This is a genomic window from Hymenobacter fodinae (assembly GCF_004745825.1).
GTDB classification, from domain to species: Bacteria; Bacteroidota; Bacteroidia; order Cytophagales; family Hymenobacteraceae; genus Hymenobacter; species Hymenobacter fodinae.
The window spans coordinates 744634-770622 of the sequence record NZ_SRLA01000002.1 but is presented as its reverse complement, the minus strand read 5'-3'; the positions used below and the strand labels follow the sequence as shown (position 1 = coordinate 770622).

The window sequence follows — 25989 nt, the reverse complement described above, 5'->3', positions numbered from 1 at the left end:
ATCATAGCCTCCTCTTCATAATTCAACACCCAACACAAGCACCTGTTATATAGCATCTTACACACACATCGGAGATAAAAACGAAGCCATCAGGCAACCCATTAGAGCAACCCACGTTCTTAGCAGCTTCTTTAGTAAGAAGGATTACCATTTGTTTGAGCCGCACTCTGCTGCTATACGCGCCAGTGGGTTGCCTACTTCTCTCCCTTGCATTCTATGCCCCTACGCCTACTGCACCAAGAACCTTCCATCTCCATTTACTACGACTATCACCACGACTGGCTTTACGCCGACTGGACGGGTGACCAAAGCCTGGAAACTGTGCAGGCAGGCTGCTTACGCCTGCTGGAGCTGCTGCGCACCGAGCGGTGCACTAAGGTGCTCAACGATAACACCCAGGTTACCAGCATGTGGAGCGACGCCTCGGAGTGGGTGGGCGCCACGTGGTTTCCGCTGATGGCCGAAGCTGGCCTGGAGTACTTCGGTTGGGTGTACTCGCCCAATGTATACAGCCGCCTCTCCGCCGATCTGTCGTTGCAGCACACTACCCGCCCCGTGGTGCTGGCGTTCGATAATCGGGAATCGGCCACCAACTGGCTGAAGCTGATGTAAGCGAATAGGCCTGCCTTGTGTCGATGTACGGTTTCTGGATGGGCTACCTGAGTGGCCTATAGGCTTTCGTTGCTACCTTCGCCTCCATGACGAAACTGCTCGAAGGAAAAGTGGCCCTCATTACGGGTGCTTCCAAAGGAATCGGCCGCGCCATTGCGGTGTACTTCGCCCAACAGGGCGCTCAGGTGGCTTTCACCTACCTCTCCAGCGTAGAAAAAGGCCAGCAGCTCGAACAAGAGCTGGCCGCCCACGGCACCAAAGTAAAGGGCTTCCGCTCCGACGCTTCCATTTACGCCGAAGCTGAAAAGCTGGTGGACGATGTGGTGACCGAGTTTGGTAAACTGGATGTACTGGTAAACAACGCCGGTATCACGCAAGACGGCCTGCTGATGCGCATGAGCGAGCAGCAGTGGGACCAGGTTATCGACGTGAACCTGAAGTCGGTTTTTAACCTGACCAAGGCCGCCACCAAGCCTATGATGCGCGCCAAAGCCGGCAGCATCATCAACATGACCTCGGTGGTGGGCATTAAAGGCAACGCCGGGCAGGCCAACTACGCTGCTTCTAAAGCGGGCATCATTGGCTTCACGAAGTCAGTGGCCCTGGAGCTGGGCTCGCGCAACATCCGCTGCAATGCCATTGCGCCCGGCTTTATTGAAACCGAAATGACTGGGGCCCTCGACCCCAAGCAAGTTGACGAGTGGCGCAAAGCCATTCCGTTGCGCCGCGGTGGCACCCCCGAGGACGTGGCCAAAGCCACCGGTTTCCTCGCCTCCGATGACAGCAGCTACATTAGCGGCCAAGTACTGCAGGTAGACGGCGGTATGCTGACCTAGTCGACCACCTTCTGTGATATACCAACAAGAACGCCGAGCCTGTTCAGGCTCGGCGTTCTTGTTGGTACTGCAGTAGCGCGTTAGTTTAGCTGCGTAACGTGGCTGCGCAGCACCTCGCGGGCAATGGCGAGGTTGGTATCCCGCGCATTCACCACCAGATAGATGAATTTGGTTCCGGCATCCGTCAGCTTCAGCAAGTGCAACTGGTTCGACATCGTAACGAGAATGTCGTCGATGGTTTCACCTTGCAGCTTCAGGGCCGACATGGCCTTTTGCTTCTGCTTTACTACTTCGGTGTTGTAGGCCGCTGCCGTGTCGGGGTTGATAGTGGGCGAGTTGGAGTGCGAAGCCAAGCTCATGCCCGAGTTGATATCCACGACGGCCACGGCCAGTAGGTTAGACAAATCTTTGATGATGCCATCTACTACTTTGCCTGCGGGGTTGTTTAAAGTGTACGCCATTGTAAGCTAGGGGGAAATGGACCTGAACGCCAGACCATACTTGTGACAGCAAATGTTCGGGTTCTGCGTCTCTATTTCCATGACCACAAGTAGCCTCTATTATTGATCCTGATCATTGGAATTGTCATTTTCTTTGTCAATTATAACTTTACCTATTTCCTATCCTACTAATGTCCCGCACGTCCCTGCTGCTCATTCTCCTTCTGATAGTCACTGCCTCCTTAGTGGCCTACCCACGCCTGCACCGCCGCCTAGCGCGCTACCAGCAGCTACAGGCAGCATAGACTATGGTAGCCCAACTTGCGCCCAAGCTCCGCAACGGCGACCTGATCTTCCAAACCTCTCGCTCTGCCCAAAGTCAGGCTATCCAACTCGCCACGCACTCGCCCTATAGTCACTGCGGCATTCTATTTCAGCGGAACGGTGAATGGCGCGTATTTGAGGCCGTGCAGCCGGTGAGCGAAACCTCCCTGGCTGCCTGGGCCGCGCGGGGCCAGGACGGCAAGGTGGTCGTAAAGCGCCTGCGCGATGCTGAAACCGTGCTAACGCCCGCAGCCCTCAAGCGCCTGCAAGCCGCCGGTGAGCAGTATCGCGGCAAAAACTACGACCTCTACTTTGGCTGGTCTGATGACCGGATTTACTGCTCCGAGCTCCTCTGGAAGATGTACCGGCAAGCCACCGGCCACGAAATTGGAAAGCTGCAGACGCTCCGGGAGTTCGATCTAGGTCACCCCGCCGTTCAGGCCAAGCTGCAGGAGCGCTACGGCAAACACATTCCGCTGGATGAAAGAGTTATTTCGCCGGTACGAATGCTGGAGAGCGAGGAGTTGGTGACGGTGCGGTAGGTAATATTAGGCCTGATTGGTTGCTTCCAGCAATTGTATTAGGTCTGATAGTTGGGCGCTGTATTCCGCTTCTGGATTTTGAAAGAAGATAGTTGTTAGCGTCCCTATTGTTCTTTTGCTAGTAAGCCAGCAAAAGAACAACACCCCAGGTTCTGCAGAGTTGTCAAAGACGGATACCTGTTTGCTTCCTAGTATCATTTCAGACCTACGAAGTACAAAATCAATAAGCCTCTTGATACTTTTCGGGCTGTTAAACTTGCTCCAGATAGATAGTAACGATTTAACGTTAGGATACACATTCATAATAGCTGGGAAGTAATCGATAAAGGCAACGTCAGCTATTTCTGATTCCGATGTGAGCAACTCATTCCACAGCGCTAAGAGATAATCCTGCACAGCGTTTTGTTCAGACGTTGGCCATGTTTGCCAACAGCCATACTTGAGTTTGTCCAATGCCACCCATTCTTCCCAACCAGTATCCAGTGTAGCAAGCAGATCAAATATTCGAGGAAGGAAATGCCGAAAATCATCTACGCTGCCCCAAGTAGTCATCACCTTGAAATAGAAGATGCCCAGATGGTCAACAGATAACTCCCGTAGCGGCTGGGTTGTTAATGTACGGTTCCAGGTTAATAAATCGCTATGCAACGGGCTACCCTCCATGTGAGGGTTTAATGGATATCGAGTAAAGACGCTATACAAGTTTTCAATAGCTGCCTGGAGCTGGCTGTTCATAGACACAAAGATCGACTATTTGGTTAGTGTATATTGTGTGCACTGTCTGTCACGGGGGCTGTCTTCCTCTCTTAGTTACTTCCTACCTTCGCTGCCTATCTATCCCATCCGCGCAACTCTGCGAGGCAATCTGGGGTTCTTAGCTTCACACTGATTCTGCTGGCATTTGCTACTATCTGCTTCTCCCTGGTTTATACTCTTGTGCCTGGCCGTGGGCGCGGGCTACGCAGCCCTGCTCTACTCGGCTAAAGCGCCCTGGAGCCGGGCCGTAAATTATGCCCTGGCCTTCGTGCGCTTTGCGGTGGTGAGCTTCCTGTGCTTCCTGCTGCTCTCGCCCTTCATCCGAACCACTACTACTACCACCGAAGCGCCCACCGTGGTGCTGGCCGTTGATAACTCCCAGTCGGTAGGCCTGTTTACGCCGGCGGCTGTCCTGAATCAGACTACCCAGGGCTTGGCTCAGTTGGCTGAAACCTTGCGGGGCCGGGGCTTCCGGGTGGAAACGCGGGTGCTGGATGCTACTAGGCCAGTCCGCCCCGACTCCCTGCAATTCAAGGCAGCTTCCTCGGATCTTGACGGTCTGCTCACTTCTATTCGGGAAGGCTACGAGGGCCGCAACCTGGCCGGCGTGGTGCTGGCTTCCGATGGCCTTGTGAACCAGGGGCGCGCCCCCCAATACACCGACTACAATTTCCCGATCTATAGCCTCGCCCTCGGCGACACTATTGCCAAAAAGGACCTGAGCCTGCCCCAGCTTACCTACAACCGCGTGGCCTTCAGCGGCAATCAGTTCCCCATTGAATCCGAAGTGGCCTACAATGGGTTTGCGGGCCAGGTAGCCACGGTAGCGCTGCGCGAAAACGGTCGGGTGTTGCAAACCAAGCGCGTAAACCTGCCCGCCGGGCAGCGCCGCACCAAAACCACTTTCCTCATCACGGCGCCCGCTCCCGGTAAGCGGCGCTACGAAGTGGTAATTGAGAAGCAGCCCGGCGAGTTTACTGACCTCAACAACGCCAAGTTTGCCTATGTGGAAGTGGTGAAGGGCAAGCTGCGCGTGCTGCTGGCCGGCGCTGCCCCCCACCCCGACCTCAAGGCCCTGCGCGCAGCCATCATCACCAACGACAACTTCGACCTTACAACTTACCTGCCCGGCATTGCACCGCTCAAAGCCCAGGACTACGACGTAGCCATTCTGCACCAGTTGCCCTCCCAAGCTGGCCTAGGCCAAGAGGTGCTGAACTTGGTGCGCACCCGCCGCTTACCCGCCCTATACATCCTGGGGGCGCAGTCAGATTTTGGCTCTTACAACGCCCTGAACGCCGGTCTCACTGTGCAACCCCGCGGTCAGCAAACCGACGACGTGACGCCCACACCTAACTCGGCTTTTTCGCGCTTTACGTTTGAAGAGGACGCTTTAAAACGGTTCACTGCCTACCCGCCCGCGCCGGTGCCTTTTGGGGAGGTGCGCTTGGGTGGCGGGGCCGAAGCGGCTTTGTGGCAGCAGGTGGGCCGCGTGAAAACCCAGAAGCCTCTGCTGGTTTTTGGCGGTACGCCGGCGCAGCGCCAGGCCACTCTGCTCACCGATGGTAGCTGGCAGTGGCGCCTGCAGGAAGCCGTGGAGCACGACGACCGGCCCGAGGCCTACGACCGCCTCATCATCCGGACGCTGCAGTTGCTCACCCAGAACGCCAACAAGAAGCGCCTCGACGTATATCCCACTCAGGATGCCTTCACCTCGCAGGATGACGTCACCTTTGGGGCCGAGACGTACAACGCCATCTTTGAGCGCATCTACGGCCAGCAGATTACCCTCACCCTGACTGACGAGCAGCAGAAAGACCGCACGTTCACCTTCACTAACAGTGAAGACGGCGCCCCCCTGCACCTAGGCCCCTTGCCCGGCGGCTTATACCGCTACGTGGCCCGCGCCACTCTCAGCGGCCAGGCTCAGCAAGACCGCGGCGAGGTACTCGTGCAGGATCAGCAGCTGGAGGCTCTGCAGTCGCGCGCTGACCACAATCTGCTGTACCAGCTAGCGCGCCGCAGCGGGCAACGCCTGTACTACCCGGCGCAGTTTCAGCAGCTAAGTCAGGATATCGAGAAGGCCAACTATAAGCCCATTATCTATGAGCAGGAAGATCTGAAGGATCTTATTAACCTTAAATGGCTGTTCTTCCTGCTGCTAGGCCTCCTGACCGTGGAGTGGGCCACTCGCAAATACTCTGGCGGCGTCTAGCTTTCCCCTTTTACTTCCCTGCCTTATAGCGCAACTACACCGTGGGTGAAGTGGCTTGAAAGGCAATGTGGGCACATGCCCCGTCTATTTTTCTTCGTGATGAAAACCTCCTTTTACCTTTTGTTACCCGCGGTGTTGCTGTTGGGTAGCTGCAAGAAAACCACTGATAAGCAAGCGGAGCTGGCCGTGCAGGACTTCGTGCGCAACCGCGTGAGTGATGCGGCCAACTACTTTCCCGGCAAGTTTCGCCTGAAGCCTTACACCAAGCGCGACTCCTTGCTGTACTTGGCCGAGCTGGCGCAAATCAACGGCACGCCGGCCCCTCCCGCTCCTACTGCCGCAGACACAACTCGCATTGGCATTCTGGTGCACCATGATTACCGCGACGAAATGCGCGACGGGGAGATGATTCGGGATAGTGGTGAATACGTGGTGCGCCCCAACGGGGAAGTACGGCTGCTCATGGCCGAGAGCGTGCGGCAAAAGCGGCTGAAGCAGGTGCAGCAACAATCATCAGTGGGGGCCCTGCGCTAGTGCGAGCAGGAGCCGGTACCTTTGTGGACTTTTTCTTGTGTTGTCCGGCATCTGCCCGGACTCTTTACGGCCCCAGTATAATCCCTAGGCCACCCCTCTAAGCCATGCGCTACATCCTCGTCAACAAGCCCTACGAAGTCCTCACCCAATTCACCGACGAAAAAGGCCGGGCCACGCTCAAGGACTTTGTTGACATCCCAAATATTTACCCGGTTGGTCGCCTCGACTATGACTCGGAGGGCCTGGTACTGCTCACCGATGACAAGCAGCTCCAGCATCGGCTTTCGGAGCCGCGCTTTAAAGTGCCCAAAACGTACTGGGTGCAGGTAGAAGGCGTGCCCACCGAGGAAGCCCTGGAAAACCTGCGCCGCGGCGTAGACCTGAAAACCGGTTACACCACCCCCGCTGAGGTAGAGTTGCTACCCGAAGCACCAGCGCTCTGGGAGCGAAGCAAACCCGTCCGTTTCAGGGCCAACATTCCGACCAGTTGGGTGCAGATTCGGATTTCGCAAGGCATGAACCGGCAGGTGCGCAAGATGACAGCCGCCGTGGGCTTCCCCACACTCCGCCTCGTACGGGTGCGCATTGCCGACCTGAAAGTTGATAAGCTTCAGCCTGGCCAATGGCGTGAGCTGAAAGCCAGCGAAGTAAAGGCCCTCACCGACGACATGGCCGCCCAAACAGCAGCAGCTGGCACTTTCAAAACACCAGCTAAGTCCGAATACTGGCCCGGCGGCGTGCGCCCAGCTTCGGCTAAACCCGCCCAAAGCAACGCTGGCGGCCCGAACCGCGGCGGCTCCAATGCTCCAGCCGATACCAAGAAAGGTAGTGCCGCCGGTAGCCGGGGCGCTAGTCGCGACGGCAAAGCACTTGGTACGAAGCCCACGGGAAGCAAGCCGGCCAGCGGCAAAGCCATGCCCGGCAAAACCGGCAGCAAGCCCGGCCCCAAGTCGGTCGGCCGTGGTGGCGCAGGTCGCAAGCCTGGCCCAGCAGGCGGTGGCCGCAATGGGCGCGGCTAGTTAACGCTAGCATTTTCATTCCGAGTACAACGAGAAATCTGGATTAGCTGCTAGGCCACTACCAAGATTCGTCGCTGCGCTCGGAATGACAGTTTCAGAGGAATTCGCAAATAAGCATAACACACTATATCGTCTGGTACCCCCTCACCTTTTTCGGAGAGGAACCAGGGGGTGAGGTGCCCACCGCAACGAAACACTATCCGCTTCGCTATGTCTCGTCGGAATCTCACGCGCTTTGGTTGGTTGCTGATAGCAGGTTTCTTACTAGCCAATGTAGTAGCCGCGTTTCATGCCTGGCGCTTCACGCATTTTACCATTGAGACTGGCCTACACACTGATAACCCTGAGCAGCTGACGGGGCCGCAAAAGCTATGGGTGCTGCTGACCGGCATCAAAAACCCGAAGCCCGTCAACCACGCTAGGCCACCTTTTCCTTATCAAACTATCCATTTACTCAGCCCCAATGGCCAGTTGGAGGCTTGGTACAGTGCCGTGCCACACGCCAAGGGTACGGTGGCGCTGTTTCATGGCTACACCAGCTTCAAGGGTAAGCTCCTCACCGAAGCTGCTACCTTCCGCCGCCTTGGCTACTCCGTGCTGCTCACCGATTTTGCCGGCAGCGGAGGCTCCGAGGGCAACGTTTGCACCGTAGGCCACCACGAAGCCGCCGATGTAGCAACCATAGTCCGGTGGCTGCAGCGGCGGTCGGGGCCGGTATTCATCTATGCCAACTCCATGGGTGCCGTGGCTACATTGCGTGCCGAGGCTGAGCTGGGGGTGCGTCCTACCGCCAACCTGCTAGAGTGCCCTTATGGCAGCATGCTCGAAACCGCCCAGAGCCGCTTTCGGTCTATGCACGTCCCGCCTTTCCCGATGGCCAACTTGCTGGTGTTCTGGGGTGGCCTAGAAAACAACTTCTGGGCCTTTGACCTAGACGCTACCCAGTATGCAGCCCGCATCACCACGCCCACCCTGCTCATGTGGGGCACCGCCGATCCGCGCGTAACCCGCCCGGAAACCGAGGCCATTTTTGCGGCGCTCAATGGCCCCAAGCAGCGGCAAGACTTCCCCGGCTCCGGCCACGAGCCCTACTGGTGGAAGCACCAAGCACTATGGGAGCAAACCATAGCTCAGGCCTTGCAGCAGTTAACTAAGTCAGCTACTTCACACAGACTGTAAGCAGCTATCGTTACGGATTGGTAGGTAGAGCCGGCAGCTAGTTCCCCCTCTTCAGCTGAGAAGGCAAACTAGGCAGAGTATTTCCTAGATACGATACCATCTGCGCATTGAGGGCCGGCCAAAGTCACGGGCGCAGGCATTGCCAACAGACAGTTTACAACAGGTAAAAGATTCGTCATGTGACCTTTTCAGCACACAAACTTGGACGTTTCACCAAAACAGGGCCTCCGTACCTGCCGGTACCTTTGTCATGTAGATTTTACACAACATAACTTGTAAACACATGAAAAAGACTGCCTTAGTTACGGGTGCTTCTGCTGGAATCGGTAAGGCTACGGCCATATATCTTGCCCGACATGGCTATACGGTGTATGGGGGAGCGCGCAGAACAGATAACATGCTAGACCTGAGAAGCTACGGCATTACCCCAATTGCGCTGGATGTAACCAAAGACGAAAGCGTGGTGGCGTGCGTGAATCAAATTTTCGCAGCAGAAGGAAGTATTGATATTCTGGTCAACAATGCCGGCTTTGGGCTGGAAGGGGCCATCGAAGACCTTCCGATGCAGGATGCCCGCTATCAATTGGAGGTGAACGTATTCGGGGCTATGCGATTGGCCCAACTGGTATTGCCGAAAATGCGCGAAAACCGGTACGGTAAGATTGTCAACATTTCCTCAGTGGGTGGTAAGATTGCGTTTCCGTTAGGTGGATGGTATCACGCCAGCAAATTTGCCCTGGAAGCGTTGAGCGACAGCATGCGCAATGAAGTAAAGGAATTTGGCATCGACGTGATTGTAGTGGAGCCAGGAGCCACCCGATCGGAATGGGGAACTGTGGCAACGGATATTCTCCTAAAAGTATCGGGCCACACAGCCTACAAAGACTTGGCAGCTAAAACCCATAGTTTGTTCACCCGACTAGCAAAGGATGTGGCGGAACCCATCGTCATAGCGGAACTTGTCCGGAAGGGAATTGAAGCAAAAATCCCAAAAGCAAGATATACGACTTCTCAACTAGCCTCCTTGCTTTTGCTAGGGTTGAAAAGAATTTTATCCGACAGGCAGCTAGATAGATTGATTATGAGCCAAATAAAATAGCACACCATGGACAACGTCTTTTTACAGCATAATATTCTTTACGCGTGTGGTCATCAGAAAATACAAAGCAGCGAGCATTACTTCCCCGACCACGCGTTAGGCATCATGTTGTCCGGCGAGTCGCAGTATTTCTCAAACGAGGGTTCGTTTGTCATGAAAAAGGGCACTATTTGTTTAATGCGCCGGAATGAATTATTCAAGAAGCTGAAAAAAGCGGGACCAAATGGGGAACCGCCCTCGTTGATCAGCCTATTTCTTGATCAAAAAACATTACGCCACTACGCGACTGAAAATAGTATTCCGAAGCAACGACCGTATAAAGGCAGCGCAATGCTTGATTTAACCGACAATGGGTTCTTAAAAGGTTTTTTTGATTCCTTGTTACCGTATATCGATCATCCGAACAGATTAAATGCAAAAATAGCGGAGCTTAAAATTGGTGAAGCTATTGAACTATTGCTTCAAACGGGTGATGTTTATCGACAATTTTTATTTGATTTTCAGGAACCGCATAAGATAGATTTGGAAACGTACATGAATCATAATTTCAAGTACAATATTCCCTTACTATCATTTGCTAAACTGGCGGGACGCAGCTTATCTACTTTTAAACGGGATTTCAAAAAAATATTTGAAACAACACCAGAAAAGTGGTTGCAGCACAAGCGTTTGGAGCAAGCGCACTATCTAATGTCACAGGGTAAAATGCGTCCCTCCGAGGTGTATTTAGAAGTTGGTTTCGAAAACCTATCGCATTTTTCTTTCGCTTTCAAAAATGCATTTGGCCTTACGCCAACCGAGTTGACGGAACAGCATAGGGCTAGTAGGTACTAACTAGAACAAGGCAGTATAATGCATCCCCAACTGCCTACCTCATTAATTTCTGTTTTTATACAATCAACTAGGTGGTACGGGTGTATCTCACGAGCGTCGTCCTTCACTTATTCAGCAGACCGCTGCCGGTGCGCAGGGGGTAGCCTTCTAGTGCATGTCCTCTTTTAATAAGGTTTCTGCGGCGCGCGCTGCCCGGTATTGGGCCGGCCGCCGGCATGTACTGCAAACTATTGGCAGTATCGGAGCTGCGTTTGTTGGCGTTCTGCTCGCCCTGGCTCTGCTGCTATGGGTACCGACCCGGGCCCTACTGCCCCTGGCCTTGGTAGGATTGCCCATCGGCTGGTCGCTAGGCGTACTGGAAGTCCTCGTGTTTCCCGCGCTGGTCCAACGCCTGCCCTTACGCCTAGCCACGGCCCTGCAAGGTGTGGGCCATGGCCTGCTGCTACTGTTGCTCTATGGTAGCTTTCGGCTAGTCGCGCACCACGTAGGCCTGTCGCAGCTTTGGACGGAGCCAGGCAGTGCCCCCGCCGAACCCTGGCGGCGAGTAGTACTGGTCCCCCTGGTCTATGCCCTAGCGGTCATAGTGACGACCCTGCTTCGCCAACTACTGCAGGGCATGAGCCGCCGCCGCTTGCAGGAGCTACTCAACGGCCGGTATCAGCAGCCGGAAACGGAAGAACGCATTTTTCTCTTTGTCGATCTGAAAGACTCGACGCACCTAGCTGAACTACTCGGTAATGACCGCTACAGCCGCCTCGTTTGCGACTTTTTCCGCGACGTGAGCCCGGCCATTGCGGCGACCCGGGGAGAAGTATATCAGTACGTGGGCGATGAAGTCGTAGTCAGCTGGTCCACCGCGACGGGGCGGCAGTATGCCCGCTGCCTGCAGTGCTTTTTCGAGATGCAGCGGGCAATTACGGCGCGACACGAGGCCTACCAAGACGCATACGGCGTGGTGCCTGCCTTCAAAGCCGGGGCGCACGGCGGCCTGGTCACGACCGTGCTGGTGGGCACGCAGCATCGGGAGGTAGTCTACCACGGGGACGTGCTCAATACCACCGCGCGCATTCAGGCCCAGTGCAATAGCCTGGGCAGCCGTTTCCTGATTTCAGCTGACTTGCGCCACCAGCTAGGAGAGCAGCCCGAATATCAGTTTACGGCGCTGGGCGGACAAGCCCTGCGCGGCAAGGCCAGCACCACGGAGCTATTCGACGTGCAGGTCTATTTACCTCTTCTGTAAGAAAGCTCTTGCTAGTCCATCATTTTCAACAGGTGAGACAACTTAATGGTACATATACACTTAGTGTACCACCCTTAACTTTCCGTACTCCGCAGCGTGGGGCAGGTAGATATTCTCTTTTTCCACCAATCACCTGTCATCCTGAGCGGAGCGCAAAATGATAATTGTCTCTACGGCTATTCGACTTTGACATTCACGCCAGCTTGTTGACAGTATGCGGGTAGGTGCTGTTGTGCGTGCGTTGGGAGAAAAACTTAGCTTATCCCGGCTTTGCTACCCTAGTTCGCTCACTAAAAGCCGTTCCCGCAGTTGCTGCTTAGCACTAACATGCAGCAGCGGATTATCCAGCCGCAGTAGTTCCGTCAGGGTGAGTAGTTCGTGCAGGGCGGGGTCTTGGCGGGCAGCTACTACCGCGCCGGGGTACAAAGGCTCAATGGTAGCCCCCCAGGCAGGACCATCTGTGGTAGGCCACACATAGGTATCTGAGAGCATAGGCCACTTTCGGTTGGGCGGCAGCCATATGGGCAGCCCCTGTTGGTGAGCACCCAGCTCCACCGGAAACACACAGGGCAGGCCGTATAGCAGAAAGCGCAGCAAACGGGGTCGGTTTATGGTCCGGTGCTCAGGGTGGAGCAGGCGTGCGAACTGACAACGACGCAGAGCATCGGAGACTTCTGCGGCACTGAGGCCTAGCGCAGCAGCTACTGCCTTTCCTTGCCACGCTTGCTTTTCCAGCAGACTGATTTTCAGCAGCAACACAACGTCCTGCGGCCGCATTCCATGGTGCTTGCGCATACAGTCAGAAGGGATTATTCAGGATTCGCAAATCCTGAATTAGAGCCTTTATATGAGTGAATGAGGCGAAGGTAAAGAAGCCATTCTAACAAAAGCAACTTTATTTAAACTAATTCTAAATAAGCCTTGATTGACGTTTTACAACCTATACATTTGCCACTGTTTAGAATATATCTAAATAAAACAGGCGGTTCTTGTTCAGCAAAGCAAGAGCTACCGGTTTCCCTGGCAAATGCAACGCTTCCTCACTCCTACTTCCCTGTTTGTTCTGGTGCTGGCACCAACGGTCAGCTGGGCTCAGCTGCAAACAGCCCCCGCTGATACCAGCACTCGGCATCTGCGCCTGCGGGAGGTAGTAGTAACAGCCACTCGCACGGAGAAAGCTCTGACGGAAGTGCCCATTCCGGTAACGGTAATTGGTAAGCAGCAGATCAAGACCATGGGGGCTCTGCGCCTCTCTGATGTGCTGGGTGAGCAGACCGGGCTAAACCTGGTGGCCGACCACGGGCGCGGAATTCAGATGCAGGGCCTGAACCCCGAGTACACCCTGATTCTGGTGGATGGGGAGCCGTTGATTGGTCGCACGGCCGGCACGCTGGAACTCTCGCGGGTGGCGGTAGGCAACATTGAGCGGGTAGAAGTGGTGAAAGGCCCGGCGTCGGCGATATGGGGCTCCGAGGCGCTGGCGGGGGTGGTGAATATCATTACGCAAAAGCCCCAGCCCGGCACCCGCAGCGAAGTGCGCCTGCGCTATGGCACCAACCGCACCGCCGATGTGGGTGGTACCTTCAACTATAAGCAACACCGCCTAGGCCTCACCGTCTTCGGCAACCGCTACAGCTCGGCGGGGTACACCCTGCAACCCGCCAGCGGCCAGGCCACCGTGCCCCCGTTTGCCAGCTACACCGGCCAGAGCCGCCTCTCCTACCAGCTCGACGATAAAACGACGCTCAGCATATCGGGGCGCTACTTCATAGAAAATCAAAGCAGCGAGTTACCTATCAGCTCCGAAGGCGGCCAAACGGCCCGAGTGCGTCTGCAAGGCCGCCAGCAGGATTTCAGTCTGAACCCCACGCTCACGCGCTGCTTTTCTGACAAACTATTTGGCACACTGCGCTTCTACCACGCCGGCTACCGCACCCAAGAAAACTACACCTACACCGCCAACGGCGCCCCCTACGACGCCAGTTACTTCCACCAGACCTTCACCCGCCCCGAAGCCCAGCTCGACTGGCGCCTGCACCCTAAACATACCCTCACGGCTGGGGCTGGCTATTTGCTGGAATCAGTAGAGGCCACCCGCTACGACCAGCGTCATCAGATGCGTTCCGCCTACGGTTACCTCCAAGACGACTGGACGCCCCTACCGGGCCTAAACCTGGTGGCCGGAGTGCGCTACGATGGGCACAGCCAGTACCAGGGTCAGCTCAGCCCCAAGCTTTCGGGGCGCTACCAGGTGCGGCCGTGGCTGGCGGTGCGGGCCTCGGCCGGGCGCGGGTTCCGGGCTCCCGACTTCCGCCAACTCTACCTCAACTTCTCTAACCCAGCCGTGGGCTACAGCGTGTTTGGCACGCACCAGGTGCAGGAAAAAGTAGCCCAATTGATAGCGCAGGGTCAGATTGCCCTAGACCCGGCTACCGGCCAGCCCTTAATCAATGTGGCCTTGCTGACGCAGGCCAGCAGCCTCACCGCCGAAAGCTCCCGGGCCTACAACGCCGGCTTCCAGCTCGACCCCACCAGCAAACTGCGCCTGACGGCCAACTTTTTCCACAACGACCTGCGCGACCTGATTGAGACGGCCGCGGTGGCCCAGAAAACCAATGGGCAGTCGGTGTACTCGTACCGCAACGTGAGCCGGGCCTACACCCAGGGCGTGGAAACGGATGCCCGCTACCTGCTAGGCCAGCACCTGACCCTGAGCGCCGGCTATCAATACCTCGTGGCCAAAGACCGCACGGTGCTAGCCCAGCTCAAAGCCGGCTCCATCTACCGCCGCGACCCGCAGACCCTGGAAACCGTGCGCCTCACAGCAGCGAACTATGGTGGCCTATACAACCGCTCCCGCCATACCGCCAACGTCAAGCTCTTCTACGAAAATCAGGCCGCCGGCTGGACGGGGAGTGTGCGGGGCGTGTACCGGGGCCGCTACGGCTTCCAGGACCGCAACGGCAACCTGATCCTGGATGCGGCCAATGAGTACGTGCCGGGCTACTGGCTCCTGAACGTAGCCGCGGCCAAAACTTTCCGCCAGCGCTACACCCTACAAGCCGGCCTCGATAATGCCCTGAACTACACCGACCCCGCTTACCTGAGCACCGTGCCCGGCCGCTTGTACTACGCCAGTGTGGCCATAGCCCTGGGCCAGAAGTAACCGCACTCCCCTCCCTACCTCATCACTTCATTTCCCTATCACCTCCTTTCCACATGAACCACTTATTCGCCCGCTTCTCGTTGCTGGCCCTGTTCGGTGCCACGTTTACCTTCAGTGCCTGCTCTAACGATGATAACGACAACGAAGTAAAGCCCGCCGAGGCGCTGAAAACGGAAACGGCCAGCAACTTGGCACCCACACCTAGTACTGCTCCCACTACCGGCCAGCCGAGCACACCCCGGCACTACGCCTTCTACAGCTTTGCTACCAAGAGCGCAGTGGCCTACACCGATTCGGCCACGACCAAGTGGGACCTGGCGGTGCGCGGCACGGACATTCTCATCAACGGGGGTAGCAGCGGCCCCGGCCAGGGTGGCGCTATCGTGAAGGAAGGCTTGTTCTCGGAGGTTACTACGGCCCCGACTACCGACTATAAAGTAGATGCGCCGGGGGCGCTGGCCATCACCAAGGGCTCGGGTAAGGGCTGGTACAACTACAACACCACCACCCACGTGGTAACGCCCATTGCAGGCCGCGTCCTGCTGATCCGGACGGCCACGGGCAAGTACGCTAAGGTCGAAATTGTGAGCTACTACAAGGATGCGCCCGCCACCCCGACCGGCACCGAACCTAGCGGCTACTACACCTTCCGCTACGTGTACCAGCCCGACGGCAGCACCAATCTAAAATAAGCCCGACGCGGGCGGCCCGGACTACCGGGGCTGCGGGGGCTTGCTACCTGCTGGGCCGTCCGCCGTCGGCACAACTCTTTTTTCTTTCCGATGAAACACTTCCTTTCCTTTCTGCAGGCCGCGCTGGTGCTGGCCGTACTACTACCCGGGCGCTTCGCGGTGGCCACGCCGGCGCCGGTGCGCATTGTGTCGCTCAACGGTACCGTTAGTGAAATCATCTGTGCCCTAGGCCACCAGGCTCAGCTGGTTGGTGTGGACGTGACGAGCACTTACCCCGAGGCCCTCTCCAAATTGCCCAAGGTGGGTCACAACCGCAACATCTCCGCCGAGGGTGTGCTGGCCCTGAACCCGACGCTGGTAGTGGGCACTACGGAATCGTTGAAGCCGGAAGTGGCGGCGCAACTGAAAGCAGCGGGCCTGCAGGTGCATTTGTTCAAGCAAGAGTACTCGGTAGCTGGCACCAAGCAGCTCATTAAAGATGTAGCCGCCACGTTTGGCGCCACCGCTAAAGTGCCCGCCGTAACGGCTAAGCTGGATGCTGACCTAGCTCAGGTGAAGAAAGCACCAACGGCCCCCAAAGTGCTGTTCATCTATGCCCGCGGGGCGGGCACCATGATGGTAGCGGGCCAAGGCACCTCGGTGGAGAAAGCCCTGCAGCTAGCCGGCGCCCGTAACGCCGCCACTGGCTTCCCCGACTTCAAGCCCCTCACGGCCGAGGCCCTCGTAGCTGCCAACCCCGATGTACTCCTGCTCTTTGATAGTGGCCTAGCGAGCTTGGGCGGCAAAGCCGGCTTGCTTCAGATTCCGGGGGTGGCACAAACCACCGCCGGCCGCACCGGTAGGGTGGTAGAAATGGATGGGCAGCTGCTCACCGGGTTTGGTCCGCGCCTAGGCCAGGCCACAGCGGAGCTAGCCAATAAACTTAAATAATCCAGCTGATGCCTACTCTCACCCAGGCTCCGCACCATACCCTCAACACGCCCCCGACCCAGTCCTTGCCTGGGCGCCGACCCGTGGTATCGAGAGGCCAACGTTACTTGTTACCTGGCCTAGCCATCCTGCTGGTAGGAGCGGTTTTGGTGGGGGCGGGCGTGGGGGCCGTGGCGGTGCCGGTACCTGCCGTGGTGGGCATTCTGCTGCACAAACTCGGCGTGAGTACTGGCCTAGCCTATGAGCCTCAGCAGGAGGCGGTGCTCTGGGCCATTCGGTTGCCGCGGGTGTGTTTGGGCGTGCTGGTGGGGGCGGCCTTGGGGTTAGCGGGAGCCAGCATGCAGGGTCTGTTTCGTAACCCGCTTGCCGACGCGGGTCTAATTGGCATTTCCTCCGGGGCCTCATTAGCGGCCGTGGCTGCCATTGTGCTGGAGGTAAAGCTGCTGACCGTGTTTGCGGGGCTGGCGGCGGTGCGCGAGATGCTGGGGTTCTACCTGTTGCCGACGGTGGCCTTTGCCGGCGCTTGTGGCACTACGTTTCTGGTGTACCGCATTTCGCGGGAGGGCGGCCGCACGGTAATAGCCACTATGCTGCTGGTGGGCCTGGCCATCAACGCCCTGGCCGGTGCCTGCACCGGCCTGCTCACCTACGTAGCCACCGATGAGCAATTGCGCAGCATCACCTTCTGGGGGCTGGGCAGCCTGGGCGGCGCCTCCTGGCCTACGGTGCTGCGGCTCCTGCCCTTCCTGGTGCTGCCCCTGCTCTGGCTGCCGCGCCTGGGCAAGCCGCTCAACCTGCTGGCGCTGGGCGAAAGCCAAGCCACCCACCTAGGTCTGCCAGTGGGCCGACTCAAGCAGCAGCTCATTGGGCTATCCACGCTGGCGGTGGGCGCGAGCGTGGCGGTAGTGGGCGCTATTGGCTTTCTAGGCCTGATCGTACCTCACTTAATCCGTCTGGTAGCCGGCCCCGATAACCGCTTAGTGCTGGCGGGCTCGGCGCTGGGCGGGGCCGTGGTGCTGGTACTCGCCGATACGCTGGCCCGCACCATCGTAGCCCCGGCTGAATTGCCCATCGGCATCCTCACCGCTCTGCTCGGGGCCCCGGCCTTCCTCTGGATTCTGCTGCGCGAACAAAAGTTGCGCCGCTCTTAAGCCCAAATAGTATGTTCGACATCGAGAATCTTTCCTATCAAACCGGCCGAAAAACCCTGCTGCAACAGGTTTCCTTCCGGGCCCGCCCGGGTGAGTTGTTGGCCGTGGTGGGAGCCAACGGGGCGGGTAAATCTACCTTGCTGCGCCTGCTCAGCGGCGATCTAACACCCACGAGTGGCCTAGTGCACTTCGATGGGCAACCGCTCGGTGAGCTGCCCGCCGCCACGCTTGCCCGCCGCCGGGCTGTGCTCACCCAGCAGCACACCTTGTCATTGGCCTTCCCGGTGGAGGAGCTGGTGATGATGGGCCGCTACCCGTACTTCCAGAACCAGCCCACCGCCCTCGACCATTGGATTGTGGAAGCCGCGCTGAGCACCGTAGGCCTCTCGGCGCTGGCCCGGCGCAGCTACCCTACCCTCTCGGGTGGGGAGCAGCAGCGGGCCCAGTTGGCCCGCGTGCTGGCGCAGGTGTGGGAAGCCCAGGAAGGCTTTCTGCTCCTCGATGAGCCGCTCACCGGCCTCGACCTCCACCACCAGCACCACACCCTGGACATTGCCCGCGACCTAGTGCTGCGGGGCTTCGGGGTAATTGCCGTGCTGCACGACCTGAACCTGGCCGCCCAGTACGCCGACCGCATTCTGCTGCTGGCTCAAGGCCAGCCGGTGGCCTACGGCTCGCCCGATCAGGTGCTAACCTGCGAGAATATTCACCGGGGCTTTCAGATTGACGTGCAGCTCCTGCCCCACCCCCATCTGAGCTGCCCGCTTATTGTGCCCTGCCCGCGTCGCGCGGTGTAGCACGCTTCCCTCTTCTTCTCACGTAAACTACCGACCTTACTTTATATGGAAACGTTCACCGCCCCTCTTACCCTGGCCGAGCGCTGGCAGCAGTATCAGCAGGAAAACCCAAAGAGCCGCATCCGCGACGCCGCCCGGGCCCTGAGCACCAGCGAAGCCGAGCTGCTGGCCACGCGCTGCACTGGCCTAGCCGACTCGCCGGTTACCTTTCTGAGCAATGACTTCCGCGCCCTGCTCAAGCAGGTGCCTACCCTGGGCCGTGTCATGGCCCTCACCCGCAACGACAGCGCCGTCCACGAGCGCAAGGGCGAGTACCAGAAAGTATCCGTGAACGGACACGTGGGCCTAGTATTGGGCGAGGACATCGATCTGCGCCTGTTCCTAGGCCACTGGGAGTTTGGTTTTGCCGTGGAGGAAAACGGCCGCCGCAGCCTGCAGTTTTTCGCGGCCGATGGCGAGGCAGTGCACAAGATTTATCTACTGGAGGAAAGCAACCACATGGCCTACGACGCCCTGGTAACGCAGTTCCGGGCCGTGGGCCAACCGGCCACTCTCAGCACCCAGCCCACGCCCGCTCCTACACCCGAAGCCGACGATGCCACCATCGACGTGGAAGGCTTCCGGGCGGCGTGGCGCGGCATGACGGATACGCACGAGTTTTTCGGTCTGCTGCGCCAGTTCAACGTGAGCCGCACGCAAGCCCTGCGCCTGGGGCCGCCAGAGCTGCTGCGCCAGCTTGACTCTACTGCCATCGACCAAGCCCTACGCCTAGCCTCAGAGCAGCAGCTAGCCGTCATGATTTTTGTGGCCAGCCGCGGCTGCATCCAGATTCACACGGGCCTTACCGAGCGCATCGTACCCACCGGCCCCTGGCTCAACGTCCTCGACCCTGAGTTCAACCTGCACCTCAAGGTCGGCGACGTAGCCCAAGCCTGGGTGGTGCAAAAGCCCACCGCTGATGGCATTGTAACGTCGGTGGAGTTATATGATGCGGCGGGCAACAACGTGCTGCTTTTATTTGGCAAGCGCAAGCCGGGCCAACCCGAGCTTACCGCGTGGCGGGAACTGGTGGCGGCCTTATAATAGGTGTTAGATTGTATGTCGTAAAGCCTCAACCTATCCGGTTGGGGCTTTTGCTTTTCCTAACTGCGCTTACCCTTACCTTATTAACGGATGATATGGTAAGCAGAATGCCAGTTTTACACAATTGCAATTGATCTTATGGACCTTTTACAAAGAATTCAGCGCTGGTATACTATCCAGTGTAATGGTGATTGGGAGCATTCCTATGGTATTTCTATAACAAACGTAGATAATCCAGGATGGTGGGTAACGATAGATTTAAAGGAGACTAGCCTTGAAAAGGCCGTCCTACCTATGCAACCTACTCAACAACGCTCTCCAACAAATTGGGTATTATGGTATGTAGAGGACTACAAATTTATAGGGTCTGGAGGGCCAGAGAATCTTACCGAAATTTTAACCTACTTCTTGGATGTCTTCCTACCGGCGAATATCGACCCAGACTATTTGTTCGATATTCACTTGCCTGTACGTGGCTACGAGAATCGATTGTGGTTGAAGGCAGAAGCGAAAATGTTATCGGAATCGACGATGGAAGTTGTATCCATTGCTGATGCAAGCCAAGCCTGTTTCTATGAATGGGGAGTAGACAATGACTTGGATTTGTTAAACGAACTAGGTGATACAGGATTAGAGCTTCAGACTTATTACACGCTAGCGGACAAAGTGGAACCTCTGGTATTTCAGTCTGCCGATAACATCCTGCGCACTTTCTTAATAGCTCCCGTTCCAAGTTGAGTAGATGTAGGTTCTACTATCCTGCCCGGCTGTCAGCATATCCTACCCCGGCATTTCTCGTAAAAGTCAGACCGTCGCGAATCTCACCGGTGTAGTATCTCAAAGTGACAATCTGTCACAAAAAAGTAGCTTTTCAGTGGCTGGTACGCGTCTTGTAATTCCCCCGGTGCGAGTGATTCGCATCTAGTATCTGACCTCTCAACTCCTAACGATAACCAGTCAAATGGGCAAAATAATCGGTATTGACCTCGGCACCACCAACTCGTGCGTGGCCGTAATGGAAGGCAACGAGCCGGTGGTGATTCCGAATAGCGAAGGCCGCCGCACGACTCCCTCGATCGTGGCGTTCCTCGACAACGGTAAAGGCGAACGTAAAGTAGGTGACCCCGCTAAGCGTCAGGCCATTACCAACCCCAAGAACACCATCCAGTCGATCAAGCGTTTCATGGGTCGCGGCTTCGGTGAAGTAACCGAAGAGGCGAAACACGTTTCGTACGAGCTGGAGCGTGGCTCTAACAACACGGTAGCCGTGAAAATCGGCGACCGGCAGTACACGCCGCAGGAAATCTCGGCGATGGTGCTGCAAAAAATGAAGCAGACCGCTGAGGAGTACCTGGGTCAGTCAGTAACGGAAGCCGTTATCACGGTGCCGGCTTACTTCAACGATGCTCAGCGTCAGGCTACCAAAGAAGCTGGCGCCATTGCTGGCCTCGATGTAAAGCGCATTATCAACGAGCCGACCGCCGCTGCACTGGCCTACGGTCTCGACAAAAAGCATAAAGACCAGAAGATTGCCGTGTACGACCTTGGTGGTGGTACCTTCGATATCTCCATCCTCGAGCTGGGTGATGGCGTGTTTGAAGTACTGAGCACCAACGGTGATACCCACCTCGGTGGTGACGACTTCGACCAGGTAATCATCAACTTCCTGGCAGAAACTTTCGCCAGCGAAAACGAAGGCCTCGACCTGCGCAAAGACGCTATGGCCCTCCAGCGCCTGAAAGAAGCTGCTGAGAAAGCCAAAGTGGAGCTGTCGAGCTCTTCGGAAACGGAAATCAACCTGCCCTACGTAACTGCCACCGCTTCGGGCCCCAAGCACTTGGTGGTGAAGCTGAGCCGCGCGAAGTTCGAGCAGCTGGCTGATAGCCTCGTACGTCGTTCGATGGAGCCCTGCAAAAAGGCCCTGCAAGACGCTGGCCTGAGCACTTCCGACATCGACGAAGTAATCCTAGTGGGTGGTTCAACCCGTATCCCCCGCATCCAGGAAGAGGTAGAGAAGTTCTTCGGCAAGAAGCCTTCGAAGGGTGTTAACCCCGACGAAGTTGTAGCCGTGGGTGCTGCCATTCAGGGTGGTGTACTGACCGGTGAGGTGAAAGACGTGCTCCTGCTCGACGTAACCCCGCTTTCGCTGGGTATCGAAACGATGGGTGGCGTGATGACCAAGCTGATCGAGGCTAACACCACGATTCCTACCAAGAAGTCGGAGACTTTCTCCACCGCTTCTGACAACCAGCCTTCGGTTGAAATCCACGTGCTGCAGGGTGAGCGCCCATTGGCTTCGCAGAACCGCACCATCGGCCGCTTCCACCTCGACTCGATTCCGCCAGCACCGCGCGGTGTTCCCCAAATCGAAGTAACCTTCGACATCGACGCCAACGGCATTCTGCACGTGTCGGCCAAAGACAAAGGCACCGGCAAAGAGCAGAAAATCCGCATCGAAGCTTCGTCGGGCCTCACCGACGCCGACATCGAGCGGATGCGCAACGAAGCTCAGGCCAACGCTGAAGCTGACAAGCAGGAGAAGGAGCGCATTGAGAAAGTTAACCAGGCTGACTCGATGATCTTCCAGACCGAAAAGCAGCTGAAAGAGTACGGCGACAAGCTGAGCGCTGGCAACAAGACAGCCGTTGAAAACGCCCTCGCCGACCTCAAGAAGGCGCACGAGAGCAAAGACCTCGGCCAGATTGACACCGCCATGGCCGCCATCAACGCGGCGTGGCAGGCTGCTTCGCAAGAGATGTACGCCGCTACCCAAGGCGGTGCCGACGGCCAGCCTGGTGCTGACGGTGGCAACCCCTTCGGCGGTGGTCAGCCCGGCGGCAACGGCCAGCAAGGTCAGCCCCACGACAACGTGACGGACGTTGACTACGAAGAAGTAGGCAAGTAATCCTCGAAAAGATTAAGTCATAAAAAGGCCCAGAGCAAGTGCTCTGGGCCTTTTTGTTTAGGGAGATATACGCTTCAGGAATTTACCACGGGCACGTGGCAGGGGCTGGAAAATACTCTTCACTGAAGTACTTGCCGGTTGGCCCGGTTGCGTCAAGCAGCGCGTACTTCACAATGCGTTGCCCGGCCTCGGCTACCGTGCTGGTGCCCTGGTGGCCCGTGAAGTCGGTTTGGGTGTAGCCGGGGCACACGGCATTCACTTTGAAAGGGGTGTCGCGCAGCTCGTAGGCCAGGTTGAGGGTGTACATATTCAAAGCGGCTTTCGAGGCTTGGTACACCGGCACCCGAAAAGCAGAATTAGGGTTATCGAAGTCTGAGAACAAGGTCAGCGAGGCCATGGCCGTGCTCACGTTGACAATGCGCGGCGCCGGTGACTTTTCCAGCAGATCGAGGAATGCCTGCGTTACCCCGGCTACCCCAAATACATTGGTGGCAAACACCTCTTGGAACTGGCCTAGCGTAGTCTGCCGGGCCAACTGCGACATGCCACCCGAAATACCGGCGTTGTTGACCAGTACATCGAGCACTGGCGTCTTCTCGCCAATCGTCGCCCGGGCAGCCCGGATAGATTCGGGGTTGGTGACATCTAATTGAACGGCCGCGAGAGTGGTGAGCCCCGTAGCTTTGAGCTGTTCTACGGCGGCTTCCCCGCTCTTCAAGTTACGGCTGCCGATATACACGAAGAATCCGTGCTGAGCGAGTAGTTTGGCGACTTCTAGGCCTATGCCTTTGTTGGCACCGGTGACCAATGCTGACTTCATGGGTAATACTTGTACTAGGGTAAAAATGAACCGGCAGAACCATACTGACCGGCCTACTGAGGTAAAGGCATAGCCTTATCAGCAAGGCATGTATGAATGCCTTGAAATGAGCTTGTTATGAAATATTAAGACAGGCAGTAAGGGCTCTGTGTGCTAGGCCTCATTTTGCATAAGCAAGGCTGTAACTGCCCACGCAGCTTCAGCAGAATGCTCGTTGTTTGAGCCTGCTGTTGGCTAGCCGCCTTCTTGCCTGACTAGCGCAGTTGGCGGGTAACCAAACTGCTTTTTGAAGGCGTAGGAGAAATGCGCCAGGTTCTCGAAGCCCACCTCTAGATAAAACTCCGTGGGCTTTCTCCTTTTTTCTGTGAGCTGGTAGTGGGCTAGCGCTAACCGTTTCTGCGTGAGCCAGCGCTGAGGGCTCAGCTGAAAGGCCTTTTTAAAGTCGCGCTTGAAGGTGGTTAAGCTACGGCCCGTCAGGTAGCTAAACTTGGCCAGGGAGATATTAAACCGGTAGTTGGCCTCCATGAACTCAACTAGGTTCACTTTCCCCGGCTCTGAGAAGTCTGCCAGCACCCCGTCGCTGTTCTGATCGAGGCTACGCAGGATTTCTATCACCTCGGCTATTTTCACAGCCATGAGCTTTTCCGGCAATGGGTGTTGCAGCTCCAGGTAAGGCAACAGTGACGCAAATAGGCTCTGCAACAGCGGATTCTTAGGAAACAATAGCACATCAGTAGACGCTGGCCTAGCTACCACCGGGGCGTTTTCGGCGTAGTACGCTCGCACGAGCGGGGTGGGCAGCCGCATAATCACCGCCTGATACGCTGTGCCGTCTTTGGGGCTCTTGATGAGCGTTGCGGGTTGGTTCCGGGGGAACAATACTGTGTCACCTGCTCCACAGTGTAGGGTGCGCTCGGCTTGTACCACCTTCAGCTCGCCTGCTATTACACAAACCAAAATGTGCTCCTCAAAGGCGGCCTCTCCCTGGTAGCGCCAATCGCCGCTACACACGACCACCATTTCTGCGTTGGGGTTCAGCTGCTTGCTTGCCATGAGGGACTGTGGTTGGAATCCTTTGAAGAGTGCTTATCGACCATACAAAGGTAGGGAGGCCTACAACCAAGTACTTTGTTCAAAAGGCCAAAGTTGCTTTACTCAACAGGCCACTTTGCTGATGTAATAGGCCTAGAAGGCAACGGCTCCATCCCTCCCCTGCCCATCGTTGCCTTGTTGTATGCCTCTGGTTTACGCTCGGGCCATGTCGCGGGCGAGCTGCTTGTACTTCTCAACGGCCGCGGCTTTTTCATCCTGCAGTTCTGCCAGCAGACGTGGGTCGATGATGGTTGGGCAATGCTTGGCACCCCACAACACAAGCTCGATAATAAGGGGGACGGTATCTACCCCCTTCTCCGTCAGGCGGTAGGTGAACTTCGATTTCTTATCGGCGGCCACGGCTTTGTTCAGGATGCCTTGTGACTCCAGAACCGCCAAGCGGTCGGCCAGAATGTTGGTGGCCATTTTTTCCGCTGACTGTAGGAATTGCCCATACGTGGACTTGCCCGCAAACACCATGTCCCGCAGAATGAGAAGGACCCATTTATCGCCTAGCACGTCGAGGGCCGTGCTAATAGGACAAGTAGAACGCTGTTTGAGCACTTTCATATGGTAGATATTTTCACTTGCAATTTGCAAGTGTTTTGACTTCTACTTACACTTGCAAATCGAAAGTAAATATACACTCTTTCACCTGCCCTACCCCGGGGCGACCTCACCTATTCAAAATAGGGTAGTCGCCTCCCTCTATTCACCACTCTCTTGCGCATGCCCCCTTATAGCTTGTGCAACACCTCTCTTCCGGACAGTTGCTGACCAATCCACTTCCCCATATTACCCTTTTGCCGACCACGCAGTTGTGGTTTTTAATTTCTGTTTCGTATGATTCTAGTAACGGGAGCCACTGGTGGCCTAGGCCACGAAACCATTGAGTGCTTGCTCAAGATCACCCCGGCCGCGGAAATTGCTGCCTTGGTGCGCGACATAAGCAAAGCCACCGACCTCACGGAACGAGGCGTAGATGTCCGGCAGGCCGACTACATTGATTACCCCGCCTTAGTGCAGGCCTTCCAGGGCGTCGATAAGGTGCTGTTGGTGTCGGCCGTGGTCTTTACCGACCGGCTGAGTCAGCACCGCAACGTCATCGACGCGGCGAAAGAAGCTGGGGTCAAGCACCTGTTTTACACCAGCATTCAGCGTAGTTCCGACTTTGTGATGCCGCAGGTTACGGAAAGCGACCTGGCCACGGAGGTCTACCTGAAAGCATCGGGGCTGGTGTACACCATTCTCCACAACGGCTACTACTTCGAAGGCCTCGGGTACCTGATTGGCAACGAAGTACCGGAATCCGAAATCCGTGTTCCGGCCGGAGAAGGCAAGATTGCGTTCGTCAAGCGGACCGAGCTGGCCGCGGCTACGGCCGCCCTGCTCACCAGCGGAGGTCATGACAACCGGGAGTATACTCTGACCGGAAGCGAAGCCTACTCGTTTCACGACGTCGCCCAGGAGCTCTCCCAGCTGGCGGGCCGGCCCATCACCTACCACAGCAGCGAGCCCGCGCCTTACATCGCGCAGCAAGTAGCTGCTGGCCTCCCTGAACCTGTTGCTGGCTTCATAGCCCAGTGGGCCGACGCTGCTCAATACGGCATGCTAGCGGGCACGCCCGATACCGTCGAGCGGCTACTAGGCCGCAAGCCAACCTCGCTGCGAGAATACCTAAAAGCAACATATTTCCCAGGTGCCTAAACCGCTGTGCGGCTAC

At 56.9% G+C, this 25989-nt stretch carries 25 protein-coding genes; 19 read left to right on the top strand and 6 right to left on the bottom strand.

Going from position 1 to position 25989, the window contains the following annotated elements:
• Nucleotides 1–216 precede the first annotated feature (216 nt).
• Entirely contained in the window at nucleotides 217–612 is a 396-nt protein-coding gene (locus tag EU556_RS10535; RefSeq protein WP_135433916.1) for a hypothetical protein, read from the top strand.
• Between the two features lie 86 nt (nucleotides 613–698).
• On the top strand, nucleotides 699–1448 hold the full coding sequence (gene fabG / locus EU556_RS10530) for a 3-oxoacyl-[acyl-carrier-protein] reductase (protein WP_135433914.1): 750 nt from the start codon (nucleotides 699–701) through the stop codon (nucleotides 1446–1448).
• Between the two features lie 80 nt (nucleotides 1449–1528).
• Here the strand turns inward: fabG and EU556_RS10525 are convergent, their stop codons facing one another.
• A complete protein-coding gene (locus EU556_RS10525; RefSeq protein WP_135433912.1) occupies nucleotides 1529–1909 on the bottom strand; it encodes a hypothetical protein in 381 nt (126 codons plus the stop codon).
• A 287-nt stretch (nucleotides 1910–2196) separates the two neighbouring features.
• On the opposite strand from EU556_RS10525, the gene EU556_RS10520 reads away from it, so the two are divergent.
• The gene (locus tag EU556_RS10520; RefSeq protein WP_135433910.1) at nucleotides 2197–2754 is read left to right on the top strand and encodes a YiiX family permuted papain-like enzyme; all 558 of its coding nucleotides are present in this window, start codon (nucleotides 2197–2199) and stop codon (nucleotides 2752–2754) included.
• Between the two features lie 6 nt (nucleotides 2755–2760).
• On the opposite strand, the gene EU556_RS10515 is transcribed toward EU556_RS10520, so the two are convergent.
• Nucleotides 2761–3489: a hypothetical protein gene (locus EU556_RS10515; protein ID WP_135433908.1), complete on the bottom strand. Its 729-nt coding sequence runs from the start codon at nucleotides 3487–3489 to the stop codon at nucleotides 2761–2763.
• A 166-nt stretch (nucleotides 3490–3655) separates the two neighbouring features.
• On the opposite strand from EU556_RS10515, the gene EU556_RS10510 reads away from it, so the two are divergent.
• The 7 genes from EU556_RS10510 (at nucleotide 3656) to EU556_RS10480 (ending at nucleotide 11630) form a co-directional block, all read left to right on the top strand.
• Nucleotides 3656–5725: a VWA domain-containing protein gene (locus EU556_RS10510; RefSeq protein WP_245327564.1), complete on the top strand. Its 2070-nt coding sequence runs from the start codon at nucleotides 3656–3658 to the stop codon at nucleotides 5723–5725.
• Nucleotides 5726–5800: 75 nt separating this feature from the next.
• Nucleotides 5801–6259 (top strand): hypothetical protein, encoded by a 459-nt coding sequence (locus EU556_RS10505; RefSeq protein WP_135433906.1) that lies wholly within the window; start codon nucleotides 5801–5803, stop codon nucleotides 6257–6259.
• Nucleotides 6260–6363: 104 nt separating this feature from the next.
• Nucleotides 6364–7278, top strand: a complete 915-nt coding sequence (locus EU556_RS10500) for a pseudouridine synthase (RefSeq protein WP_135433904.1) — start codon at nucleotides 6364–6366, stop codon at nucleotides 7276–7278.
• A gap of 210 nt (nucleotides 7279–7488) precedes the next feature.
• The gene (locus tag EU556_RS10495) at nucleotides 7489–8457 is read left to right on the top strand and encodes an alpha/beta hydrolase (RefSeq protein ID WP_135433902.1); all 969 of its coding nucleotides are present in this window, start codon (nucleotides 7489–7491) and stop codon (nucleotides 8455–8457) included.
• A 283-nt stretch (nucleotides 8458–8740) separates the two neighbouring features.
• Nucleotides 8741–9556: an oxidoreductase gene (locus EU556_RS10490; protein WP_135433900.1), complete on the top strand. Its 816-nt coding sequence runs from the start codon at nucleotides 8741–8743 to the stop codon at nucleotides 9554–9556.
• 6 nt (nucleotides 9557–9562) lie between these two features.
• Entirely contained in the window at nucleotides 9563–10390 is an 828-nt protein-coding gene (locus EU556_RS10485; RefSeq protein WP_135433898.1) for a helix-turn-helix domain-containing protein, read from the top strand.
• 154 nt (nucleotides 10391–10544) lie between these two features.
• On the top strand, nucleotides 10545–11630 hold the full coding sequence (locus EU556_RS10480; RefSeq protein WP_135433897.1) for an adenylate/guanylate cyclase domain-containing protein: 1086 nt from the start codon (nucleotides 10545–10547) through the stop codon (nucleotides 11628–11630).
• A 273-nt stretch (nucleotides 11631–11903) separates the two neighbouring features.
• Here EU556_RS10480 and EU556_RS10475 read toward each other — a convergent pair whose 3' ends face one another.
• Nucleotides 11904–12425 carry a hypothetical protein gene (locus EU556_RS10475; RefSeq protein ID WP_135433895.1) on the bottom strand — a complete coding sequence of 174 codons (522 nt, stop codon included), beginning with the start codon at nucleotides 12423–12425 and terminating at the stop codon, nucleotides 11904–11906.
• A gap of 232 nt (nucleotides 12426–12657) precedes the next feature.
• On the opposite strand from EU556_RS10475, the gene EU556_RS10470 reads away from it, so the two are divergent.
• The 8 genes from EU556_RS10470 (at nucleotide 12658) to dnaK (ending at nucleotide 22354) form a co-directional block, all read left to right on the top strand.
• A complete protein-coding gene (locus EU556_RS10470; protein ID WP_135433893.1) occupies nucleotides 12658–14796 on the top strand; it encodes a TonB-dependent receptor plug domain-containing protein in 2139 nt (712 codons plus the stop codon).
• A 53-nt stretch (nucleotides 14797–14849) separates the two neighbouring features.
• The gene (locus EU556_RS10465; RefSeq protein ID WP_135433891.1) at nucleotides 14850–15488 is read left to right on the top strand and encodes an HmuY family protein; all 639 of its coding nucleotides are present in this window, start codon (nucleotides 14850–14852) and stop codon (nucleotides 15486–15488) included.
• Nucleotides 15489–15578: 90 nt separating this feature from the next.
• A complete protein-coding gene (locus EU556_RS10460) occupies nucleotides 15579–16418 on the top strand; it encodes a heme/hemin ABC transporter substrate-binding protein (protein ID WP_135433889.1) in 840 nt (279 codons plus the stop codon).
• Nucleotides 16419–16426: 8 nt separating this feature from the next.
• On the top strand, nucleotides 16427–17569 hold the full coding sequence (locus EU556_RS10455; RefSeq protein ID WP_135433887.1) for a FecCD family ABC transporter permease: 1143 nt from the start codon (nucleotides 16427–16429) through the stop codon (nucleotides 17567–17569).
• Nucleotides 17570–17580: 11 nt separating this feature from the next.
• Entirely contained in the window at nucleotides 17581–18366 is a 786-nt protein-coding gene (locus EU556_RS10450; RefSeq protein ID WP_135433886.1) for a heme ABC transporter ATP-binding protein, read from the top strand.
• A 45-nt stretch (nucleotides 18367–18411) separates the two neighbouring features.
• Nucleotides 18412–19449 carry a hemin-degrading factor gene (locus EU556_RS10445; protein WP_135433884.1) on the top strand — a complete coding sequence of 346 codons (1038 nt, stop codon included), beginning with the start codon at nucleotides 18412–18414 and terminating at the stop codon, nucleotides 19447–19449.
• 138 nt (nucleotides 19450–19587) lie between these two features.
• A complete protein-coding gene (locus EU556_RS10440; protein WP_135433882.1) occupies nucleotides 19588–20187 on the top strand; it encodes an immunity 53 family protein in 600 nt (199 codons plus the stop codon).
• Between the two features lie 223 nt (nucleotides 20188–20410).
• Entirely contained in the window at nucleotides 20411–22354 is a 1944-nt protein-coding gene (gene dnaK, locus EU556_RS10435) for a molecular chaperone DnaK (protein WP_135433880.1), read from the top strand.
• An 82-nt stretch (nucleotides 22355–22436) separates the two neighbouring features.
• On the opposite strand, the gene EU556_RS10430 is transcribed toward dnaK, so the two are convergent.
• The 3 genes from EU556_RS10430 to EU556_RS10420 form a co-directional block, all read right to left on the bottom strand.
• Nucleotides 22437–23174: an SDR family oxidoreductase gene (locus tag EU556_RS10430; RefSeq protein ID WP_135433878.1), complete on the bottom strand. Its 738-nt coding sequence runs from the start codon at nucleotides 23172–23174 to the stop codon at nucleotides 22437–22439.
• 234 nt (nucleotides 23175–23408) lie between these two features.
• On the bottom strand, nucleotides 23409–24227 hold the full coding sequence (locus tag EU556_RS10425; RefSeq protein WP_135433876.1) for an AraC family transcriptional regulator: 819 nt from the start codon (nucleotides 24225–24227) through the stop codon (nucleotides 23409–23411).
• A 192-nt stretch (nucleotides 24228–24419) separates the two neighbouring features.
• Nucleotides 24420–24836: a winged helix-turn-helix transcriptional regulator gene (locus EU556_RS10420; protein ID WP_135433874.1), complete on the bottom strand. Its 417-nt coding sequence runs from the start codon at nucleotides 24834–24836 to the stop codon at nucleotides 24420–24422.
• A gap of 273 nt (nucleotides 24837–25109) precedes the next feature.
• Between EU556_RS10420 and EU556_RS10415 the strand changes: the two genes are divergently transcribed.
• A complete protein-coding gene (locus EU556_RS10415; protein ID WP_135433872.1) occupies nucleotides 25110–25973 on the top strand; it encodes an SDR family oxidoreductase in 864 nt (287 codons plus the stop codon).
• The last annotated feature ends 16 nt before the right edge of the window (nucleotides 25974–25989 follow it).

Bases quoted from the DNA above. Each gene is read 5' to 3' on its own strand.
- EU556_RS10535 (WP_135433916.1), top strand. From the start codon at position 217: ATGCCCCTACGCCTACTGCACCAAGAACCTTCCATCTCCATTTACTAC.
- fabG (WP_135433914.1), top strand. From the start codon at position 699: ATGACGAAACTGCTCGAAGGAAAAGTGGCCCTCATTACGGGTGCTTCC.
- EU556_RS10525 (WP_135433912.1), bottom strand. From the start codon at position 1,909: ATGGCGTACACTTTAAACAACCCCGCAGGCAAAGTAGTAGATGGCATC.
- EU556_RS10520 (WP_135433910.1), top strand. From the start codon at position 2,197: ATGGTAGCCCAACTTGCGCCCAAGCTCCGCAACGGCGACCTGATCTTC.
- EU556_RS10515 (WP_135433908.1), bottom strand. From the start codon at position 3,489: ATGAACAGCCAGCTCCAGGCAGCTATTGAAAACTTGTATAGCGTCTTT.
- EU556_RS10505 (WP_135433906.1), top strand. From the start codon at position 5,801: ATGCCCCGTCTATTTTTCTTCGTGATGAAAACCTCCTTTTACCTTTTG.
- EU556_RS10500 (WP_135433904.1), top strand. From the start codon at position 6,364: ATGCGCTACATCCTCGTCAACAAGCCCTACGAAGTCCTCACCCAATTC.
- EU556_RS10495 (WP_135433902.1), top strand. From the start codon at position 7,489: ATGTCTCGTCGGAATCTCACGCGCTTTGGTTGGTTGCTGATAGCAGGT.
- EU556_RS10490 (WP_135433900.1), top strand. From the start codon at position 8,741: ATGAAAAAGACTGCCTTAGTTACGGGTGCTTCTGCTGGAATCGGTAAG.
- EU556_RS10485 (WP_135433898.1), top strand. From the start codon at position 9,563: ATGGACAACGTCTTTTTACAGCATAATATTCTTTACGCGTGTGGTCAT.
- EU556_RS10480 (WP_135433897.1), top strand. From the start codon at position 10,545: ATGTCCTCTTTTAATAAGGTTTCTGCGGCGCGCGCTGCCCGGTATTGG.
- EU556_RS10475 (WP_135433895.1), bottom strand. From the start codon at position 12,425: ATGCGCAAGCACCATGGAATGCGGCCGCAGGACGTTGTGTTGCTGCTG.
- EU556_RS10470 (WP_135433893.1), top strand. From the start codon at position 12,658: ATGCAACGCTTCCTCACTCCTACTTCCCTGTTTGTTCTGGTGCTGGCA.
- EU556_RS10465 (WP_135433891.1), top strand. From the start codon at position 14,850: ATGAACCACTTATTCGCCCGCTTCTCGTTGCTGGCCCTGTTCGGTGCC.
- EU556_RS10460 (WP_135433889.1), top strand. From the start codon at position 15,579: ATGAAACACTTCCTTTCCTTTCTGCAGGCCGCGCTGGTGCTGGCCGTA.
- EU556_RS10455 (WP_135433887.1), top strand. From the start codon at position 16,427: ATGCCTACTCTCACCCAGGCTCCGCACCATACCCTCAACACGCCCCCG.
- EU556_RS10450 (WP_135433886.1), top strand. From the start codon at position 17,581: ATGTTCGACATCGAGAATCTTTCCTATCAAACCGGCCGAAAAACCCTG.
- EU556_RS10445 (WP_135433884.1), top strand. From the start codon at position 18,412: ATGGAAACGTTCACCGCCCCTCTTACCCTGGCCGAGCGCTGGCAGCAG.
- EU556_RS10440 (WP_135433882.1), top strand. From the start codon at position 19,588: ATGGACCTTTTACAAAGAATTCAGCGCTGGTATACTATCCAGTGTAAT.
- dnaK (WP_135433880.1), top strand. From the start codon at position 20,411: ATGGGCAAAATAATCGGTATTGACCTCGGCACCACCAACTCGTGCGTG.
- EU556_RS10430 (WP_135433878.1), bottom strand. From the start codon at position 23,174: ATGAAGTCAGCATTGGTCACCGGTGCCAACAAAGGCATAGGCCTAGAA.
- EU556_RS10425 (WP_135433876.1), bottom strand. From the start codon at position 24,227: ATGGCAAGCAAGCAGCTGAACCCCAACGCAGAAATGGTGGTCGTGTGT.
- EU556_RS10420 (WP_135433874.1), bottom strand. From the start codon at position 24,836: ATGAAAGTGCTCAAACAGCGTTCTACTTGTCCTATTAGCACGGCCCTC.
- EU556_RS10415 (WP_135433872.1), top strand. From the start codon at position 25,110: ATGATTCTAGTAACGGGAGCCACTGGTGGCCTAGGCCACGAAACCATT.